At 26.1% G+C, this 17,645-nt stretch carries 15 protein-coding genes and 2 pseudogenes; 8 read left to right on the forward strand and 9 right to left on the reverse strand.

What is annotated here, in order from left to right; genetic code table 11:
* Nucleotide 1: 1 nt before the first annotated feature.
* The 8 genes and pseudogenes from pstA to T364_RS0108990 all read left to right on the forward strand — a co-directional run bounded on the left by pstA (nucleotide 2) and on the right by T364_RS0108990 (nucleotide 8,050).
* A complete protein-coding gene (gene pstA / locus T364_RS0108955; RefSeq protein WP_027129290.1) occupies nucleotides 2–847 on the forward strand; it encodes a phosphate ABC transporter permease PstA in 846 nt (281 codons plus the stop codon).
* A 32-nt stretch (nucleotides 848–879) separates the two neighbouring features.
* Nucleotides 880–1,638, forward strand: coding sequence for a phosphate ABC transporter ATP-binding protein PstB (gene pstB, locus T364_RS0108960; RefSeq protein WP_027129291.1), 759 nt, complete (start codon nucleotides 880–882; stop codon nucleotides 1,636–1,638).
* A gap of 43 nt (nucleotides 1,639–1,681) precedes the next feature.
* Complete coding sequence (locus tag T364_RS0108965; protein ID WP_027129292.1) at nucleotides 1,682–2,368, forward strand: PhoU domain-containing protein; 687 nt, start codon at nucleotides 1,682–1,684, stop codon at nucleotides 2,366–2,368.
* Nucleotides 2,369–2,737: 369 nt separating this feature from the next.
* The gene (locus T364_RS0108975) at nucleotides 2,738–4,249 is read left to right on the forward strand and encodes a 2-isopropylmalate synthase (RefSeq protein WP_027129293.1); all 1,512 of its coding nucleotides are present in this window, start codon (nucleotides 2,738–2,740) and stop codon (nucleotides 4,247–4,249) included.
* 12 nt (nucleotides 4,250–4,261) lie between these two features.
* Nucleotides 4,262–5,656 carry a 3-isopropylmalate dehydratase large subunit gene (leuC, locus tag T364_RS0108980; RefSeq protein WP_027129294.1) on the forward strand — a complete coding sequence of 465 codons (1,395 nt, stop codon included), beginning with the start codon at nucleotides 4,262–4,264 and terminating at the stop codon, nucleotides 5,654–5,656.
* Nucleotides 5,653–6,219: pseudogene (gene leuD / locus T364_RS11320) on the forward strand (3-isopropylmalate dehydratase small subunit); the annotation flags it as partial. The gene leuC and the pseudogene leuD, both read left to right, overlap by 4 nt.
* On the forward strand, nucleotides 6,199–7,278 hold the full coding sequence (gene leuB / locus T364_RS11325) for a 3-isopropylmalate dehydrogenase (protein WP_027129295.1): 1,080 nt from the start codon (nucleotides 6,199–6,201) through the stop codon (nucleotides 7,276–7,278). The pseudogene leuD and the gene leuB, both read left to right, overlap by 21 nt.
* Before the next feature lie 40 nt (nucleotides 7,279–7,318).
* On the forward strand, nucleotides 7,319–8,050 hold the full coding sequence (locus tag T364_RS0108990; protein WP_027129296.1) for a YaaA family protein: 732 nt from the start codon (nucleotides 7,319–7,321) through the stop codon (nucleotides 8,048–8,050).
* Nucleotides 8,051–8,230: 180 nt separating this feature from the next.
* Here the strand turns inward: T364_RS0108990 and T364_RS0108995 are convergent, their stop codons facing one another.
* From T364_RS0108995 to T364_RS10815, 9 genes and pseudogenes are all read right to left on the reverse strand, one after another.
* Complete coding sequence (locus T364_RS0108995) at nucleotides 8,231–8,797, reverse strand: manganese efflux pump MntP (protein WP_027129297.1); 567 nt, start codon at nucleotides 8,795–8,797, stop codon at nucleotides 8,231–8,233.
* A 98-nt stretch (nucleotides 8,798–8,895) separates the two neighbouring features.
* A complete protein-coding gene (locus tag T364_RS0109000; protein WP_027129298.1) occupies nucleotides 8,896–10,254 on the reverse strand; it encodes an MATE family efflux transporter in 1,359 nt (452 codons plus the stop codon).
* A gap of 174 nt (nucleotides 10,255–10,428) precedes the next feature.
* Nucleotides 10,429–10,746 (reverse strand): PTS fructose-like transporter subunit IIB, encoded by a 318-nt coding sequence (locus T364_RS0109005; protein ID WP_027129299.1) that lies wholly within the window; start codon nucleotides 10,744–10,746, stop codon nucleotides 10,429–10,431.
* A gap of 61 nt (nucleotides 10,747–10,807) precedes the next feature.
* Complete coding sequence (locus T364_RS0109010) at nucleotides 10,808–11,869, reverse strand: PTS fructose transporter subunit EIIC (RefSeq protein ID WP_027129300.1); 1,062 nt, start codon at nucleotides 11,867–11,869, stop codon at nucleotides 10,808–10,810.
* Nucleotides 11,870–11,903: 34 nt separating this feature from the next.
* Nucleotides 11,904–12,344 (reverse strand): PTS sugar transporter subunit IIA, encoded by a 441-nt coding sequence (locus T364_RS0109015; protein ID WP_027129301.1) that lies wholly within the window; start codon nucleotides 12,342–12,344, stop codon nucleotides 11,904–11,906.
* A 16-nt stretch (nucleotides 12,345–12,360) separates the two neighbouring features.
* On the reverse strand, nucleotides 12,361–14,421 hold the full coding sequence (locus T364_RS0109020) for a BglG family transcription antiterminator (RefSeq protein WP_027129302.1): 2,061 nt from the start codon (nucleotides 14,419–14,421) through the stop codon (nucleotides 12,361–12,363).
* A 395-nt stretch (nucleotides 14,422–14,816) separates the two neighbouring features.
* Complete coding sequence (locus T364_RS0109025) at nucleotides 14,817–15,629, reverse strand: carbon-nitrogen hydrolase family protein (RefSeq protein WP_035945611.1); 813 nt, start codon at nucleotides 15,627–15,629, stop codon at nucleotides 14,817–14,819.
* A gap of 27 nt (nucleotides 15,630–15,656) precedes the next feature.
* The gene (locus tag T364_RS0109030) at nucleotides 15,657–16,775 is read right to left on the reverse strand and encodes a M20 family metallopeptidase (protein ID WP_027129304.1); all 1,119 of its coding nucleotides are present in this window, start codon (nucleotides 16,773–16,775) and stop codon (nucleotides 15,657–15,659) included.
* 198 nt (nucleotides 16,776–16,973) lie between these two features.
* A pseudogene (locus tag T364_RS10815) lies at nucleotides 16,974–17,233 on the reverse strand (Rid family hydrolase); the annotation flags it as partial.
* Between the last annotated feature and the right edge of the window lie 412 nt (nucleotides 17,234–17,645).

Here is a 17,645-nt window from a genome sequence, read left to right on the forward strand (position 1 = left end):
AATGTTAATAGTAAAAAAGAATGGAGAAAATATATTTAAATATGCAATTGGAATAATTGGTTTTTTAACAATATTACCGATTTTTATAATTTTAGGTTTCATATCTATAAAAGGAATTATGTCTATAAATTTTGATTTCTTATTTTTAATGCCTACTGATGGAATGAGAAGTGGAGGAATATTCCCAGCTATAATTGGAAGTATTTATTTAACAATTGGTACTATATTATTTTCTGTACCTTTTGGAATTTTTACAGGAGTTTATCTAGTTGAATATGCAAAAGATACTCCTTTAACAAGATTTATAAATTTAACAATTATAAATCTTGCTGGAATTCCTAGTATTATTTATGGATTATTTGGAATGGCTTTATTTGTTATATTCTTAAATTTTGGTTCTTCTATTTTATCAGGCTCTCTTACTTTAGGGATTATGTGTCTACCTGTTATCATAACTTCTGTAAGAGAAGCTCTACTTAGTGTTCCAAATACTTTAAGAGAAGCAGCTTTGGGATTAGGAGCTACAAAATGGGAAACTACTTATAAAGTTGTTTTACCAGCTGCTGCTCCAGGAATTCTTACAGGAATTATTTTAAGTATATCAAGAGCAGCTGGAGAAACAGCTCCAATAATGTTTACTGCTGCTGCATTTTATTTCCCATTCCTTCCTACAGGAATTTTTGACCAAGTAATGGCCTTGCCCTACCATTTATATGTTATTTCTACTCAAGTTCCTAATATGCCTGCTAGTAATATGTATGGAACATTATTTGTTCTAGTTTTTATAACTATAGGATTTAATTTATTAGGTGCTTTTGTAAGAAATAGATTTAAAAAGAAACATTAATATTAATTTATATATAAGAGGTGAATAAAATTATGGAAAACAATAGAATAGAAGTTAAAAACTTTAACTTCTATTATGGAGATTTTAAAGCTTTAAAAAATATTAATATGCAAATCCAGAAAAATAAAGTTACTGCTCTTATTGGTCCTTCTGGATGTGGAAAATCTACTTTTTTAAGATCTCTTAATAGAATGAATGATTTAATTTCTGGAACAAGATATGAAGGAGAAGTTTTATTTGATGGAAAAAATATACTTGATGATTCTTTTGATGTTACAGAATTAAGAAAAAAAGTAGGTATGGTTTTTCAAAAACCAAATCCTTTCCCTAAAAGTATCTATGATAATATAACTTTTGCTCCTATTTTACATGGTGAAAAAGATAAAAAGAAATTAGATGAAATTGTTGAAACTTCTTTAAAAGCTGTTGCATTGTGGGATGAAGTTAAAGATAAATTACATGAATCAGCTTTAAGATTATCTGGTGGACAGCAACAAAGACTTTGTATAGCAAGAGCAATTTCAATAAAACCAGAAATACTTTTAATGGATGAACCAACATCTGCTCTTGACCCTATTTCTACTTCAAAAATAGAAGAACTTATAAGACAATTAGAAAAAGATTATAGTATTGTCATAGTAACACATAATATGCAACAAGCTGCTAGAATTTCTGAATATACAGGTTTTTTCTATCAAGGAGTTTTAGAGGAATTTGATAAAACTGAAATTATCTTTACAGCACCTAATAATAAAAAAACTGAGGATTATATTACAGGAAAATTTGGATAAAAAGTACTTTTTTTAATAAAATTATTTTTAGGAGGAAAATTAAATGAGAAATTTACAAGAAAGTTTAACTGGTTTAAACGAACACTATTTAGAAATGTTAAAGCATTTAAATAGAATGTTAGAAATAAATTTAGAAGCTATTCATGATGGAAAAGTAAATCCTAAACTATATGGTGAATGTTTTATAGTTGAAGATGTTATAAATGCTTTTGAGGTTAAAGTTAAAGAAGATTGTATAAACTGTATAGCTAGATTTCAACCAGCTGCTAAAAATCTTAGAGAACTTATAATGCTTATAGATGGAGTTAGATTGATAGAGAGAATGGCTGATATATTAAAAGCAAATTTTAGAGCTATTAAAAATATTGAAACTAATAGTCCTGAGATAAATTCTAGATTAGATGGAGCTTTTTATGAATATTTAATAAAAATAAAAAAAATATTTGATTCTTATGTAACATCTTTTGCTACCTCTGATGAAACTATCCTTTATGAATTAATATCTGCTGATGAAGAAATTAATAAAAAAACTGATGAAATAGTTTCTAAAATAGCTAATTGTATTAAAGAAAATCCAAATGAAACTGAAATTTTATTAGAGGTAGTTTCTTTAGTTAAGAAGTATGAAAGATTTTCTGACCATATAATTCATTTAGTAGTAGATTTAGTATACACTTTAAAAGGAGAAAATCTTAGAAAAAAAGAACTATTAGAAGAACAAGAAAATTAATTTATATAAAATCTTTAATAAATTTCATTAATAAAATTTATGGTGTTATTATATTTTTTATATTTTACATAAAAAAAATTTTTTGCTAAACTAAGACTTAATAAAATAAAAGGAGGAAAAGAAAAAAATGAGAAATACATCTATTTTGTCAATACTTATGCTCAACAAACTTATTAGTATAAAAATTAAGAATATTCCATTAGTTCTTCTTAGTTTAACTAATAATTTTTTTGTATTACAAAATAGATTTAAATTATTGCTCTTACAGATATAATATTTGTAAGTTAATTTTGTAAAACATAAATTTTATATAAAATACTTAAAAGTTCAATGGAATAATTCTATTGAACTTTTTTTTTGGAGGAAATTATGAGAAAGATAAAAATTGTGGACACAACATTAAGAGATGGAGAACAAACTCCTCGTGTAAACCTAAATTCAGAAGAAAAATTAAGAATTGCAAAACAATTAGAAACATTAGGAGTAGATGTCATAGAAGCAGGATTTGCAATGGCTTCACCAGGAGATTTTGAAGCTATTAAGTTAATATCAAGTGAGATTAAAAAATCTACTATATCAAGTTTAGCTAGACTTGTAAAAAAAGATATTGAAAGAGCAGCTGAAGCTTTAAAAGAAGCAGAGAAAAAAAGAATACATACATTTATTGCTACTTCTCCTATTCATAGAGAATTTAAATTAAAAATGAATAAAGAAGAAATAATAAATAGTATTAGAGAGAATGTAGCATATGCAAAATCATTTGTAAATGAAATTGAATTTTCATGTGAAGATGCTACTAGAACAGAAAAAGAATTTTTAGTAGAAGCTTATTCTACCGCAGTAGAAGCTGGAGCAGTTGTCTTAAATGTCCCTGATACTGTAGGATATAGAACTCCTCAAGAAGTTTTTGAACTTATAAAATATTTAAAAGAAAATATTAGAGGAATAGAAAAAGCTGAAATTTCTGTCCATTGTCATGATGATTTAGGACTTTCCGTTTCTAACTCAATTGCAGCTATTCAAGGAGGAGCTAATCAAGTAGAATGTACTATAAATGGATTAGGAGAAAGAGCTGGAAATACCTCTTTAGAAGAAGTTGTTATGATTATTCATACTAGAAAAGATATTTTTAAAGATTGTATAACTAATATAGAAACAACTCAACTTTATCCTACAAGTAAATTAGTAGGATTATTAACAGGAGTTATTCCTCAACCAAATAAAGCAATAATAGGAACAAATGCCTTTTCTCATGAATCTGGAATACATCAACATGGAGTCTTATCTAATCCAGAAACTTATGAAATTATGAAACCTGAAACAGTAGGACGTTCAACAGATTCTTTAGTTTTAGGAAAACTTTCTGGAAAACATGCCTTTGAAGATAAATTAAAAAATTTAGGAATAAAAGGTTTAACAAATGAAAAAATATCAGAACTTTTTTCTGAATTTAAGAAATTGGCAGACAAGAAAAAATATATTTTAGATGAAGATATATTATCATTAATAGCTGATGATGCTGCCACTGTAAGCACAAATAAATTTAGATTAGATAATTTTGAAATAAAAAGAGAAAATGGAAAAGTTAAAGCTAGTATAGATATTTTTGTAGAAAATAATAAAAAATCTGAAAGTGCTCAAGGAGATGGACCAGTAGATGCTTCATTCAAAGCTATTCATAAAATAATTGGTGAAGAATTTAAAATGGAAGAATACAAGTTAGATGCTATAACAGGAGATGTAGATGCTCAAGCTCAATCTTCAGTAGTTGTATCTAAAGGAGAAAAAAGATTAATCGGAAGAGGACAAAGTACAGATATAGTGGAAGCTAGTATAAAAGCTTATATAAATGCTATTAATAGATTTTATCAATATATTTAAGGGGGGAAGGATATGAAAACACTTTTTGATAAAGTTTGGGAAAAACATGTAATCATAGGAGAAGAGGGAGAAGCTCAATTAATATATATAGATTTACATCTTTTACACGAAGTAACATCACCACAAGCTTTTTCAGGATTAAGAATGGAAAATAGAAAGGTAAGAAGACCAGAACTTTGTTTTGCAACTATGGACCATAATACTCCAACAATAAAAGAAGATAGAGAATATATAAAAGATGAGATATCTAGAGCTCAATTAGAAGCTTTAGAAAAAAATTGTAAAGAATTTGATATAGAATTAGCTCATATGAAAGACTCAAGAAATGGAATAGTCCACATAGTTGGTCCAGAACAAGGATTAACTCAACCTGGAAAAACAATTGTTTGTGGAGATAGTCATACAGCAACGCATGGAGCTTTTGGAGCAATCGCATTTGGAATAGGAACAAGTGAAGTAGAACATGTATTAGCTACTCAAACTTTATGGCAAAAGAAACCTAAAAATATGGGAATAAAGGTTACTGGAAAATTGCCAAAAGGAGTTTATGCAAAAGATGTTATTTTATATTTTATAAGAACTTATGGTGTTGCTATTGGAAATGGATATGCTTTTGAATTCTTTGGGGATACTATTGAAAATATGAATATGGAAGAAAGACTTACTATTTGTAATATGGCAATTGAAGCAGGAGGAAAATGTGGAATAATCGCTCCAGATGAAAAAACTTTTGAATATTTAAAAGGAAAGCAATATGCACCAAAAGGTATAAAATGGGAGGAAAAAATCAAAGAATGGAAAGAACTTTATACAGATTCTATTGAAGCATATGATAAATTAATAGAAATAGATGTTTCAAATTTAATTCCACAAGTTACATGGGGAACTTCTCCTGAAATGACAATTGATATAACTGGAGTTTTTCCACAAATAAAAGATAGAAATGATGAAAAAGCATATGAATACATGGATTTAAAACCTGGAGATTCTCCTAAAGAAATACCATTAAAACATGTTTTTATTGGTTCATGCACTAATGGAAGATTAAGTGATTTAATAGTAGGAGCCTCATATATTCGTGGAAGAAAAGTAAATAAAAATATTACTGCTATTGTTGTTCCTGGTTCTCAAATTGTGAAAAAAGAAGCTGAAAAAATGGGAATTGATAAAATATTTAAAGAAGCTGGATTCCAATGGAGAGAAGCTGGTTGCTCAACTTGTTTAGGAATGAACCCAGATTTAATCCCTTCTGGAGAACATTGTGCTTCTACTTCAAATAGAAACTTTGAAGGAAGACAAGGAAAAGGAGCAAGAACACATTTAGTCAGTCCTGCAATGGCTGTTTTAGCAGCTATATATGGACATTTTGTAGATAGTAGAAAAGAAGTTGGGGAGGAACAAATATGAAACCATTTAAAAAATACGAAGGAACTATTATTCCAGTTATGCACAATAATATAGATACTGACCAATTAATTCCAAAACAATATTTAAAAAGTACAGAAAAAACTGGATTTGGAGAATATCTTTTTGATGAATGGAGATATAAAGAAGATAGAAGTGAAAATATGGAATTTAATTTAAACAAACCAGAATATAAATCAGGTACTATTTTAATAACAGGTGAAAATTTTGGTTGTGGTTCTTCAAGAGAACATGCTGCTTGGGCTTTACAAGATTATGGAATTCATGTAATAATAGCTGGTGGATATTCTGGAATTTTCTATATGAATTGGCTTAACAATGGTCATCTTCCAATAATTTTACCTAAATCTGAAAGAGAAGAATTGGCAAAACTTTCTGGTGATGAAAAAATAACAATTGATTTAGAAAATAATAAAATTATTACTAAAAATAAAGAATATTATTTTACATTAGAAGAAAGTTGGAAAGAAAAATTATTAAAAGGTTTAGACCCAATTGGAATAACTTTAGAATATGATGAAAAAATTAAAGAATATGAAAAGAAAAAAAGTTTTAATATAGGAATTTTAAAAGGTGATGGAATAGGTCCTGAAATTATAGATGAAGCAATAAAAATTTTAAAAAAAATAGGAAAAAGATTTGGACATACTTTTATTTTTGAAAGAGGTTATCTTGGTGGAGAATCAATAGATAAATATGGAGTTCCTCTTAGTGAAGATACTATAGAACTTTGTAAAAACAGTGATGCTGTTCTTTTAGGAGCAGTAGGAGGACCTAAATGGGATAACATAACCCCTAAAAATAGACCTGAAATGGGACTATTACAAATAAGAAAAGCTATGGGATTATATTGTAATTTAAGACCAGCTGTTTTATTTGAAACTCTAAAAGATTCATCTCCTTTAAAACCAGAAATAATTGGAAATGGTTTAGATATTATGGTTGTTAGAGAATTAACTGGTGGGTTATATTTTGGTGAAAAATATAGAGATAATGAAAAAGCTTATGATGTTCTTTCTTATTCAAGAAAAGAAATAGAAAGAATTACAAAAAAAGCTTTTGAAATAGCAAAAAAAAGAAGGGGAAATTTAATAAGTGTTGATAAAAGAAATGTTTTAGATACATCTAAACTATGGAGAGATATTGTAAACGAAATAGGTCAAAGATATACAGAAGTCAAAGTAGAACATATGTATGTAGACAATGCAGCTATGCAATTAATAATTAATCCTAAACAATTTGATGTTATATTAACAGAAAATACTTTTGGAGATATTTTATCTGATGAAGCTTCTATGCTAACTGGTTCAATAGGAATGTTGCCTTCTGCAAGTCTTGGAGATGGTAAAGCTAGTCTTTATGAACCAAGTCATGGTTCAGCTCCAGATATAGCTGGTAAGGGAATTGCAAATCCTATAGCTACTATTTTATCAGCAGCTATGATGTTGAGATACTCTTTTAATCTTTCTAAAGAAGCTGATTCAATTGAAAATGCTGTAAAAAAAGTTTTAGAAAAGGGATATAGAACTTGTGATTTATATAAAGAAGGGGATTTAAAAGTTACAACATCTGAAATGGGAAATCTTATTTCTAAAGAAATTTAAGAAAAATATGATATAATATATTAAAAAAGCGAGGCCAAAAATGAAAATAATTTTTTCTCCAAGTAAAACCATGCTAGATAAAAAACTTAATTTTTTAGAAACTAAAAATCCATTATTAAAAAATAAAACTGATATTATTATAAAAAAATTAAAGCAACTTTCTATTGAAGATATAGAAAAGATTTTTAAAATAAAAGGGAAAATTTTAGAAGAAACTTTTAAAAATATTCAAGAATTTGAATTATTAAAAGAATATCCAGCTATCTCTTTATATGATGGTGTTGCTTTTAGACAATTAGAACTTAATAGATATTCTAAATCTCAATTAGAATATTTATTAAATAATTTATTTGTTTTGTCAGCATTTTATGGTATTCTTTCTCCTAATACTAGAATAAAAAAATATAGACTAGATATGACTAACAATATTCTAGAAAATAATTTATATAAATTTTGGAGTTCTGATATCAATAATTATCTTCAAAAATATTCAAATGAAATTTTTATAAATCTTGCATCAAAAGAATTTTCTAAAATTTTAGATTATAAAAAATTTAATATTATTAATATAGAATTTAGGCAATTAATAAATAAAGAAGAGAAAAATATAAGTACTGAAGCTAAAAAAGCTAGAGGTTTATTATTAAATTATATAATTAACAATAAAATTGAAAATATTGAAACTTTAAAAAATTTTAATGAAAATGGTTATATATTTTTAAAAGATAAATCCGATGAAAAGAAATTATTTTTTCTAAAAAATAAAATATAATCAATTTGCAATAAATAAAAAAAGAGTTCGCAAAACAATTACTTTAATATTTTAGGATTATGAATTTAGTTCTTTATTATTTTTTAATGTAAAAAAATTATTACCATAAATAAATTTCTTGCTCTATATTTTACATATGCTTTATGATAAAAAATAGCACGTTTTTCTCCGTGCTATTTTTTATAAATTCAACAATCCTAAATGTTCAAATAAAATTTTTTGTCCTAAAAGAATTAAAATTATCCCTCCTAAAACTTCTGCTTTACTCTTGTATTTTACTCCAAAAATATTTCCTAATTTTACTCCTACTGAAGAAAAACAAAAAGTTGTTATTCCTATAAGAAATGTAGATAATATTATTTGAACTTTTAAAAATGCAAAAGTTATTCCTACTGCTAAAGCATCTATGCTTGTTGCTACTGCTAATAAAAACATTTCTTTTATTTCAAAAGAACCTCCTTCTTTTTCTTCTTCATCAGAAAATGCCTCTTTTATCATATTTATTCCAATTACCCCTAATAAAATAGCTGCTATCCAATGGTCTACTCTTTCTATTACGCTTTGAAAATTAATACCTAACAAATATCCTATACAAGGCATTAATGCTTGAAAACCTCCAAACCAAAGTCCAACAATTAAAGCATTTTTTAAGGAAAATTTTTGACAACTTAATCCTTTACATAAAGAAACTGAAAATGCATCCATAGAAAGTCCTATAGCAAGTAAAAATAATGTTATTAAATTCATTTTATCTCTCCTAATATTTTTTATAACCGAAAAATTTTATCATATTCTTATAAAAATTGTCAATATATTAATCTTTTTAATAAAAATCTTTAATTAGTTTAAAAATTTTCTTCCATCATTTTTATTTTTAAGTCCTTTATAACTTTTTTTACAACTAATAATCCAACTATAAAAGTACAAATATCTGCAAGAGGTTGACAATATTGCAAACCTCTTATTCCATACATATTTGGTAAAATAAAAAGAGCCGGAATTAAAAATATCCCTTGTCTACCCATAGCTACTAAAGTTGCCCAGAACCCATAACCTATTGATTGAGTTAACATATTTGCCATAACAATTGATGCTTGAATAGGCAATGTTAAACATTGGTAACGTAAAGCTATTGTTCCTATCTCTATTACTTCTAAATCTTCTTTTCTAAATGAAGCTATTATTTCTGGAGAAAATACAAAACATAAAATTCCTAAAATAGTTAATAATATAACTCCTACTTTTAAACAAAAATAATAAGCTTCTAAAACTCTCTCATATTTTTTTGCTCCATAATTATAACCACATACAGGTTGAAAACCTTGTCCAAATCCTATCAGTGAGGAATTTATAAATAACATTATTCTAACTGTAATTGACATTGCTGCTATAGCTGCATCACCAAAAGGACTTGCACATACATTTAATGCCACTGCTGCCATACTTGCTAACCCTTGACGAGAAAGGCTTGGAAGACCTGCTTTAAAAATTTCTTTATATACCCATGGTTTAAATGTAAATTTACTAATTTTTATAGTTACATTTTTTTTATTTCTCTGACTCATAAAAAATAAGATTGTAAAACTTATAAATTGACTGAATATTGTTGCGATAGCTGCTCCTGATATTCCCATATTAAATTTAAAAATTAAAATAGGGTCAAGTATCATATTCAATATTCCACCTGTTACTAACCCAAGCATAGAATAAAAAGCATTTCCTTGTGACCTATGTAAATTATTTAAAACAAAAGCACAACACATGTATGGAGTTCCTATTAAAATATATTTTGCATAATCTTTAGCATAAGGAACTATTGTTGGTGTAGCACCTAAAATTCTCACAAATTTATCTAAATTTAAAAGTCCTATTATTGATAAACTTCCCCCTAAAATTAAAGCTGTAAAAAAAGCTGTAGCTGCTGCTCTATGGGCTCCCTCACTATCTTGATTACCTAAACTTCTTGATACATAATTTCCACTTCCCATTCCTAAAGTAAAACCAATTGCTTGTATCATAGCCATAAGCGAAAAATTAATCCCTACAGCTGCTGAAGCTGATGTTCCTATTTGACTTACAAAAAATGTATCAGCCATATTATAAATAGAGGTTACTAACATTGTTATTATGGTAGGAATCGCTAATCTTGGAATTAATTTTGAAATTTTAGTTTCTGTCATTCTAATGTACATATCATCATTCATAGTTTATCCTCCATAAATTTAATTTTTGTATAATATTATTATAACATATTTTTTTAATTACATAAAATTATTTATATTAAATATTAAAAAAGTATTTTTTAGCTATAAAAAAATTACACTTCCTATCTTAAAATTTTAAGATAAAAAGTGTAATAATTTTTTATTTTTTATAAATTATTTATTTTGATTGTAATGAGCAATTAATTTTTCTACAATACTATCAGATTTTTTTACTACATCAGCTATTTTTACTCTAACGATTTTCTTTCCAGTAAATCTTTCTTCATTTTTTATAGCAACTTCTTTAGTTAATACTACATAATCTGTATTTGCTAAATCTTCTGCTGTTATAACATTTTCAATTCCAATTGCTCCTTGAGTTTCTACTTTTACTTCTACTCCTGCTTTTTCTGCTGCTTTTTTAAGAGCTTCTGCTGCCATATATGTATGTGCTACACCAGAAGGACATGATGTTACTGCTACTATTTTCATTTTTATTCCTCCAAAATCTTTGTATTTTTATTATATTTTCTTAGTCGTTATTTTTTATATTTTAGTCAAAATCTAATTCAACTTCTTCTGAATCATCTGTTGCATCAGTAGTTTCTATTTTTTCAACTATTGGTTTTTTTAATAAGTTTACCATTAATGCTGTTACAAGAGAACCTGCAATTGTTGCTATAACATATCCTAATTTTCCTTCTACTACTGGAAGAACAATCCATCCTCCCCAAGGTGCATGGTTAACAACATTCATAACAAATCCTATTATGTTTCCAACCATTCCTCCTACAACTATTGAAGGTAAAACTCTTAATGGGTCAGCTGCTGCGAATGGAATAGCTCCTTCAGAAATTCCGATTAATCCCATAAGTATTGCTGCTTTTCCAGCTTCTTTTTCTTCACGAGTATATTTTTTAGGTCCTAATATTGTTGCTAATCCCATTCCGATAGGTGGTGTACAAATTGCAACTCCAACTCCTCCCATTAACCATGGGTGTGTATCAACTTGAGTTTGAGCAAATAATGTAGCAACTTTATTTATTGGTCCTCCCATATCAAATGCTGTCATTCCTCCAAGAATAGCTCCTAAAGCAACTTTTCCTGTATCTCTCATACTACTTAACCAGTTATTTAATCCTTCCATCATTAAAGCTATTGGAGTTCCTATAACCCACATAACTATTCCTGAAACTATTAATGTTCCAAATAAAGGACAAATAAATATTGTAGATAAAGATCTCATACTTGCTGGTAATTTTATTTTCTTTAACATATTAACAACATAACCAGCTAAGAATCCAACTATTATAGCTCCTAAAAATCCTGTTTTATATTGAGAAACTGCTATCCAAGAACCAATCATACCAGGAGCTAATCCAGGTCTATCTGCTATAGAGAAAGCTATATATCCTCCAAGAACTGCTGTGAATAATGTAAGTCCTGCAATACCCATATCTGAAATATCTTTTAATATTCCTGTATCAGGTACAGCTCCTTTTCCACTAATCATAACTGCAAGTGATAGTAAAACTCCCCCAGCAACTATAAATGGTATCATGTGACTTGTACCGAATAGTAAATGTTTTCTTAATTCTAATAAAGTATTTTTCATTTTTATCCCCCTATATATAATTTTTTTATTTTTATTATTCGTTTATTGCTTTTACAATTTCTTCTGTAGAAGTTGCTTTTGTTATTAAATCTCTAAAATCATCATCTAATATTTTTTTAGAAAGATTTACTAAAATATTTATATGCTCATTACCTGCTGCTGCATTAGGTATAGCTAACATAAATATAAATTTAGCATTTTCATTTTCTTCACTATCCCATAAAATTTCCTCATTAAGTCTTGCAAAAGCAACAGCTGGTCTTGTAACTGCATCACTTTTACCATGAGGTAACCCTACTTCATATCCAACAGCTGTTGGAGCTATATTTTCTCTGTCAAATAAAGATTCCACATATTTATCATAATCTTCTACTATTCCCTCTTCTAAGAAAAGTTTTGCCATTTCTTTTATAGCTTCTTCCTTATTTGAAAAAGTTTTGTCTAATAATACACGATTTTTAACTATTAATTCCATTATACTCTCCTTTATATTAATAAAATAAATTTTTTATAATTATAAATATCTCACTAGGTGTTTTAACATCTTTTAATAATTTTAAAATATTTTTTTCTCTTATAATATTGATAAATTCCATAAGTCCATTTAGATGTTCTCTTTTATCCTTACTAGCAAGTGTTATCACTAAATATACTTTTTCTTTATCTGGAAAATTTATCCCATCTTCAATATAAAGAATTCCTATTCCTGTTTTTTTAACACTATTTTCTGGATTTGCATGAGCTAAAATTATTCCCTCTTGAATAACCATATAACTTCCAAATTTATTGATAAGTTTGATTATCTCATCTGAATAATCCTCATTTACCATATTTTCATCTACAAGTTTTTTGCTTCCTAAAGATATGGCTTCTTGCCAATCATTAACATTTTTTATCAACTCAATTCTTGATAAAGACATCATATCTGTAAATTTAAGTTGTTTTAACTGTTGTCTATCGTCAAAAATTTCCCCTTTGAATTTTTCTTTTAACTCTTTTATAAATTTTTCTTCATCTAAAGAAGTTGTACTTTCTTTTATAACCTCTAACAATTTAGAAAGTTTTATTTTGCTCTTTACTTGTGAAAGATTTAATTTTTCCAACTTTTGAATATCTTCTTTATTTAAAATAGGTGAAACTGTAACAACTGGAACATAAGTATTTTCAAGATTATCAATTGTTGTTATTATTAAATCTACTTCATCTAAGTTATTATAAGTATCTAACAAATTATAAGGAATAGTATCAATTATATTTACAGAGAATTTTTCTTGTATGCTTTCTGCTAAAAATTTTGAAGTACTATATCCTGAACCACAAACAATCAATATATTTTTTAATTTTTTCTTTCTAGTTCTCTTTATAGCTAATTGAAAATGCATTGCTATATATGCTATCTCTTCATTTGACATATTCAAATTTTTAAAATCACATTTAGACCAAGCTTCTTCTACTTGAGAAAGAATTGTAGGATAACTTTCCTTAAATTCTTCATAAATATGAGTGTCTAATTTTCCACCCATCTTAGCCCTATATATTGCTGGTTTTATATGATTTATAAGTCCTTCAAGTAAAGTAAAATCTTTTTCTAAGTCTGAATAACCAAACTTACTAATCTCTTTTATTAAAGACATTATGAAAGTTTCAACTTGTACCCAATTTCCATAAAAAGAATCATCAAAATTAAAGGTATGACTTCCTAAAAAATATTCTGTAAGACTTAAAAGTTCTCCCTCTTTTAAATCAAATTTTTCTAATGTATTTTTTACACTTAAATACTCTTCAGTATTTGAAAGAAATTGTTTATTTTTAAAGTGCTCTATTGAATGTTTGGCATATCTATTTAAAACTATTAAAATATAGAAAAATAAAACTTTATAAGCTTCATCACTTAATTTTTTATTATTTTTTTCTAATATACTTTTTAATATTTCAGAAGCTAATTTTATTTTTTCTGTTTCAAAGAAAATATCCATTTCTTCCCAAGGAATAAAATAGCCATAGTAATAAGTTTTTGACACAAAGATGCTATCATTTTTAAAACTTATATCATAATTCTTTAGTAAAATATCTAGCATTAATTTTCTAACATTTTCTTCTTCCCCAGTAAGCTCTAAATATCTATTAGTTTCTGCTGATAAATCTAACATAAAAGTTTTTACATATTTTTTTATTTTCTTTATATCTGATTTTAAAGTAACATTACTAACCCCTAAGAAATCACTTATCTCATCTATAGTTAGTTTTCCTTTTCCAAAAAGATATAAAGTTAAAATAATCTTTTCTCTTTCATCTTGTGAAAAATTATAAGTATTTATATTTTCTTTTATCTTTTTTACTACTTCATCTAACGAGGAAGAAAAAGAAATCTTTCCAAGTTTAAGTTTCAGTTCTGGAAGTCCAAGACCTTGTAAGTGATAATTACAATCTTCTATTTTATATCTTATACTTCTTTCACTAACACCCATAAGTTTTGCATTTTCTTCTAAAGAATTTATTTTATTTTCTGTTATACTTTTTATAAGATTTAGAACATCTCTTGTTATGGCCATATTGTTCACCTCTTTAATTCTTATATTCAAAGTATACTTTTTTTTATATACTCTTTCAAGTAAAAAACCATTCCACTTTTTTTTGAAATATTTTTTATCATATCAAAAAATTATTTTTCTTATCTTTTTGATTATTTTTAATACATATAACATATGTATTTTTTATTTTCATATTCATAAATAGAATTTCTCATATTTATTCTTTCAGTTTTCTTAGATTTTTTCTTAATTTTTTTGAAAGTTTTTTGTTATTTTTTTATTTTTTCCTTTTAAGTAAATTTTTCAAAAAATTTTTGAAAAATCAATTTTTTTTATCTTTTTTCAAAAAAAATATAATAAAAAACTAGTTAAAAATTTAACTAGCTTTCTAATAAATATTTTTTGATAATTTTTTATTAATATTTTTTTAGTAACTCAAAATTAAACATATCCATTCTATAATCTTTCCAAATAGGATATTCTTCTCTAGTTTTTGTTACTTCATCTAAATCAATTGTAACATTTAAAATTTCTTCTTCTACCTCTGAAGCTTTAGCCACAACATTCCCAAAAGGAGATATTACTTCACTACTTCCACATATATGTTGTCCAAGTGGATTTAATCCTACAGTATTAACTCCAACAACATAATAAAGATTATTAATAGCTCCAGCTGTTAGACTAGAATGCCATCTATTTTTTAACCATTCACTCCAAACAGAAGGGCAAATTATTAATTCTGCTCCTTTAAAATGTAATATTCTAAAAAGTTCTGGAAATTCTATATCATAACAATTTAATAACCCAATCTTTCCAAACTCTGTATCACAAGCAAATAATTTATCTCCTTTAGTAAATGTTCTATTTTCTTCTTCCCAACAATAAATTTTTCTATAATTACATAATAGATTTCCTTTGTTATCAACAAACATCAAGCTATTATAATAAGTATCCTTCTCTTTTTCAGAATAACCCATTATAATATAAATATTATTTTTTATAGAAATTTCTTTTAATTTATTGAAAAGATTTCCATTTTTTTCTTCGGATAACTCATAAAAAGTTTTTCTTCTATTAAAATATCCTGTATAAAATAGTTCTGGAAAAATAACTAAATTACTTCCATTTTTAGAAGCTTCTTCTATAATCTCAACTGCTTTCTCCAAATTTTTTTCAGGCTCTCCATGTATAGATTTTACTTGTGCTATTGTTATATTTATCTTCCTCATAATTTTCCTTTTTGACTTTTTATTATTTTAATCAAACATTTTTCTTTCTATCATTTTTCTTATTACTTTTTTTACTAATTCTATTCTTTCTTTTATACTTGATACTTCTAAATATTCTCTTTTACTGTGAGCTTCTCCACCTATTGGTCCTAATCCATCTATTACACCAACTCCTAGTACTCCTAAGAAATTTCCATCAGAACATCCCCCTGCTATCTCCCAATCACATTGAATATTTAATTCTTTTTTACTCTCATCAAAAATATTTTTTAATAATTCAGATTTTTCATTTAATACCAAAGGAGCTCTAAATCCTCCTCTTTCTATATTTATTTTTATCCCTTTAACTACAGGATTTTTTTCTAATTCTTTTATTTTATCTTCAATTTCATTAAAGAATTCTAAATTATGTGACCTTCCTTCAAATTCAATAGCTGCATAGTCTGGAACTATATTAACTCCTACTCCTCCCTCTATAATTCCTACATTTATAGAATTTTTTATTTCCCAATTATGTAATTTAGAAATTTCTGTAATCCAATGTACTGCTTCTAATATAGAATTTATTCCTTCTTGAGGGGCATTTCCTGCATGAGATGCTTTTCCAAAAAATTCTACTTTATATTTTATAATCCCTTTTCTCTCTATAACATTATTTCCATTTTTTCGTGCTGGTTCAAATACCATTGCATATTTTGTATTTTTTCCTACCTCTTCTATAATTGATTTAGAAAATTTAGAACCAATCTCTTCATCAGTATTCATTATCATAGCTATATTTATATTTTCTTTTCTAAACTCCTCTGCTATCTCTACCATAGATAATACCCCTGCTTTCATATCACAACATCCAGGTCCAGTAACTATATCTTTTTCTAATCTATATTTCCAATCTTTTGTTGTTCCTTTTGGAAAAACTGTATCATTATGCCCTAAAAATAATAAATCTATTTTTTCTGAGTTATTATTTTTTAATAATAAAACTGGATTTTTTCCATTATTTTCTGGATACTCTTTGATTATCCAATTTTCTTTTAATCTCTCTTTAAAAAAATCAGTTACTTCTCTCAATCCTTCTGGCACATTACTTCCACAATCTATATTTACTAACTTTTCTAAATCATCTAAAAATTTTTCTATATCCACTTTTTTCCTCCAATATAATTTTGTATAAATATAATAGCACTAGAATATAAATAAAGTAAAGATTTAATTTTTGTATTTCCCTATTTTAGAATTATTATATTTTATATTATGTGATATTTTTTATAATTTTCTTACTTTTTAGAATATAAAAAAGGATTAAATATTCAATCCTTTTTTATCAATATATTTCTTAGGGTATTATTTTACAACTGTTAATTCTATTTTTACTTCTACATTTTTTGGTAATCTTGCTACCTCTACACAAGCTCTTACTGGTTTTATTTCTCCTAAATATTCATTATATACTTCATTTATTGCTCCAAAGTCATCCATATTTTTTATGAAACATGTTGCTTTTACTACATCTTTAATGTATATCCTGCTTCATCTAATATTGTTTTTAAATTTTCTAATGATTGTTTTGTTTAAACTTTTACATCATTTGATACTAATGTCATTTTTTCTACTCTCTGATATATAAAGCCTTCTATTTATTAATTTTCTACTTCTCTAATTATAAAAATATATTTTTTCTTTTAATTTCTCTTTTTTCTTTCTTAATTATAAAATTATTTTCTCTCTAATATAATATATTTAAAAGAAAATATACCAAAAATCAAATAGAAAAATTTAGATATACAACAAGAAAAACTTGTATATTTTCACTATTTACTATTAAAAAGTTTATTATTATTTTCTTACCTACCGCCACAAAAAAAGGGTATTTTTTAGGTATTTTTTTAATTTTGTAAAGTAAAAAAGCCCTGTATTTACAGGGCTTTTGATGTTCTTCGTTAAAAGAATTACTTTTCTGCGTAAACAGAAACTTCACTAAAACAATCTTTATAACACCTTATTTTAAAAAGATTT

The organism is Fusobacterium perfoetens ATCC 29250 (genome assembly GCF_000622245.1).
Taxonomy (GTDB): Bacteria; Fusobacteriota; Fusobacteriia; order Fusobacteriales; family Fusobacteriaceae; genus Fusobacterium_B; species Fusobacterium_B perfoetens.

Excerpts from the sequence above, each read along its gene's own strand:
- pstA (WP_027129290.1), top strand. The coding sequence starts at position 2 with ATGTTAATAGTAAAAAAGAATGGAGAAAATATATTTAAATATGCAATT.
- pstB (WP_027129291.1), top strand. The coding sequence starts at position 880 with ATGGAAAACAATAGAATAGAAGTTAAAAACTTTAACTTCTATTATGGA.
- T364_RS0108965 (WP_027129292.1), top strand. The coding sequence starts at position 1,682 with ATGAGAAATTTACAAGAAAGTTTAACTGGTTTAAACGAACACTATTTA.
- T364_RS0108975 (WP_027129293.1), top strand. The coding sequence starts at position 2,738 with ATGAGAAAGATAAAAATTGTGGACACAACATTAAGAGATGGAGAACAA.
- leuC (WP_027129294.1), top strand. The coding sequence starts at position 4,262 with ATGAAAACACTTTTTGATAAAGTTTGGGAAAAACATGTAATCATAGGA.
- T364_RS0108990 (WP_027129296.1), top strand. The coding sequence starts at position 7,319 with ATGAAAATAATTTTTTCTCCAAGTAAAACCATGCTAGATAAAAAACTT.
- T364_RS0108995 (WP_027129297.1), bottom strand. The coding sequence starts at position 8,797 with ATGAATTTAATAACATTATTTTTACTTGCTATAGGACTTTCTATGGAT.
- T364_RS0109000 (WP_027129298.1), bottom strand. The coding sequence starts at position 10,254 with ATGAATGATGATATGTACATTAGAATGACAGAAACTAAAATTTCAAAA.
- T364_RS0109005 (WP_027129299.1), bottom strand. The coding sequence starts at position 10,746 with ATGAAAATAGTAGCAGTAACATCATGTCCTTCTGGTGTAGCACATACA.
- T364_RS0109010 (WP_027129300.1), bottom strand. The coding sequence starts at position 11,869 with ATGAAAAATACTTTATTAGAATTAAGAAAACATTTACTATTCGGTACA.
- T364_RS0109015 (WP_027129301.1), bottom strand. The coding sequence starts at position 12,344 with ATGGAATTAATAGTTAAAAATCGTGTATTATTAGACAAAACTTTTTCA.
- T364_RS0109020 (WP_027129302.1), bottom strand. The coding sequence starts at position 14,421 with ATGGCCATAACAAGAGATGTTCTAAATCTTATAAAAAGTATAACAGAA.
- T364_RS0109025 (WP_035945611.1), bottom strand. The coding sequence starts at position 15,629 with ATGAGGAAGATAAATATAACAATAGCACAAGTAAAATCTATACATGGA.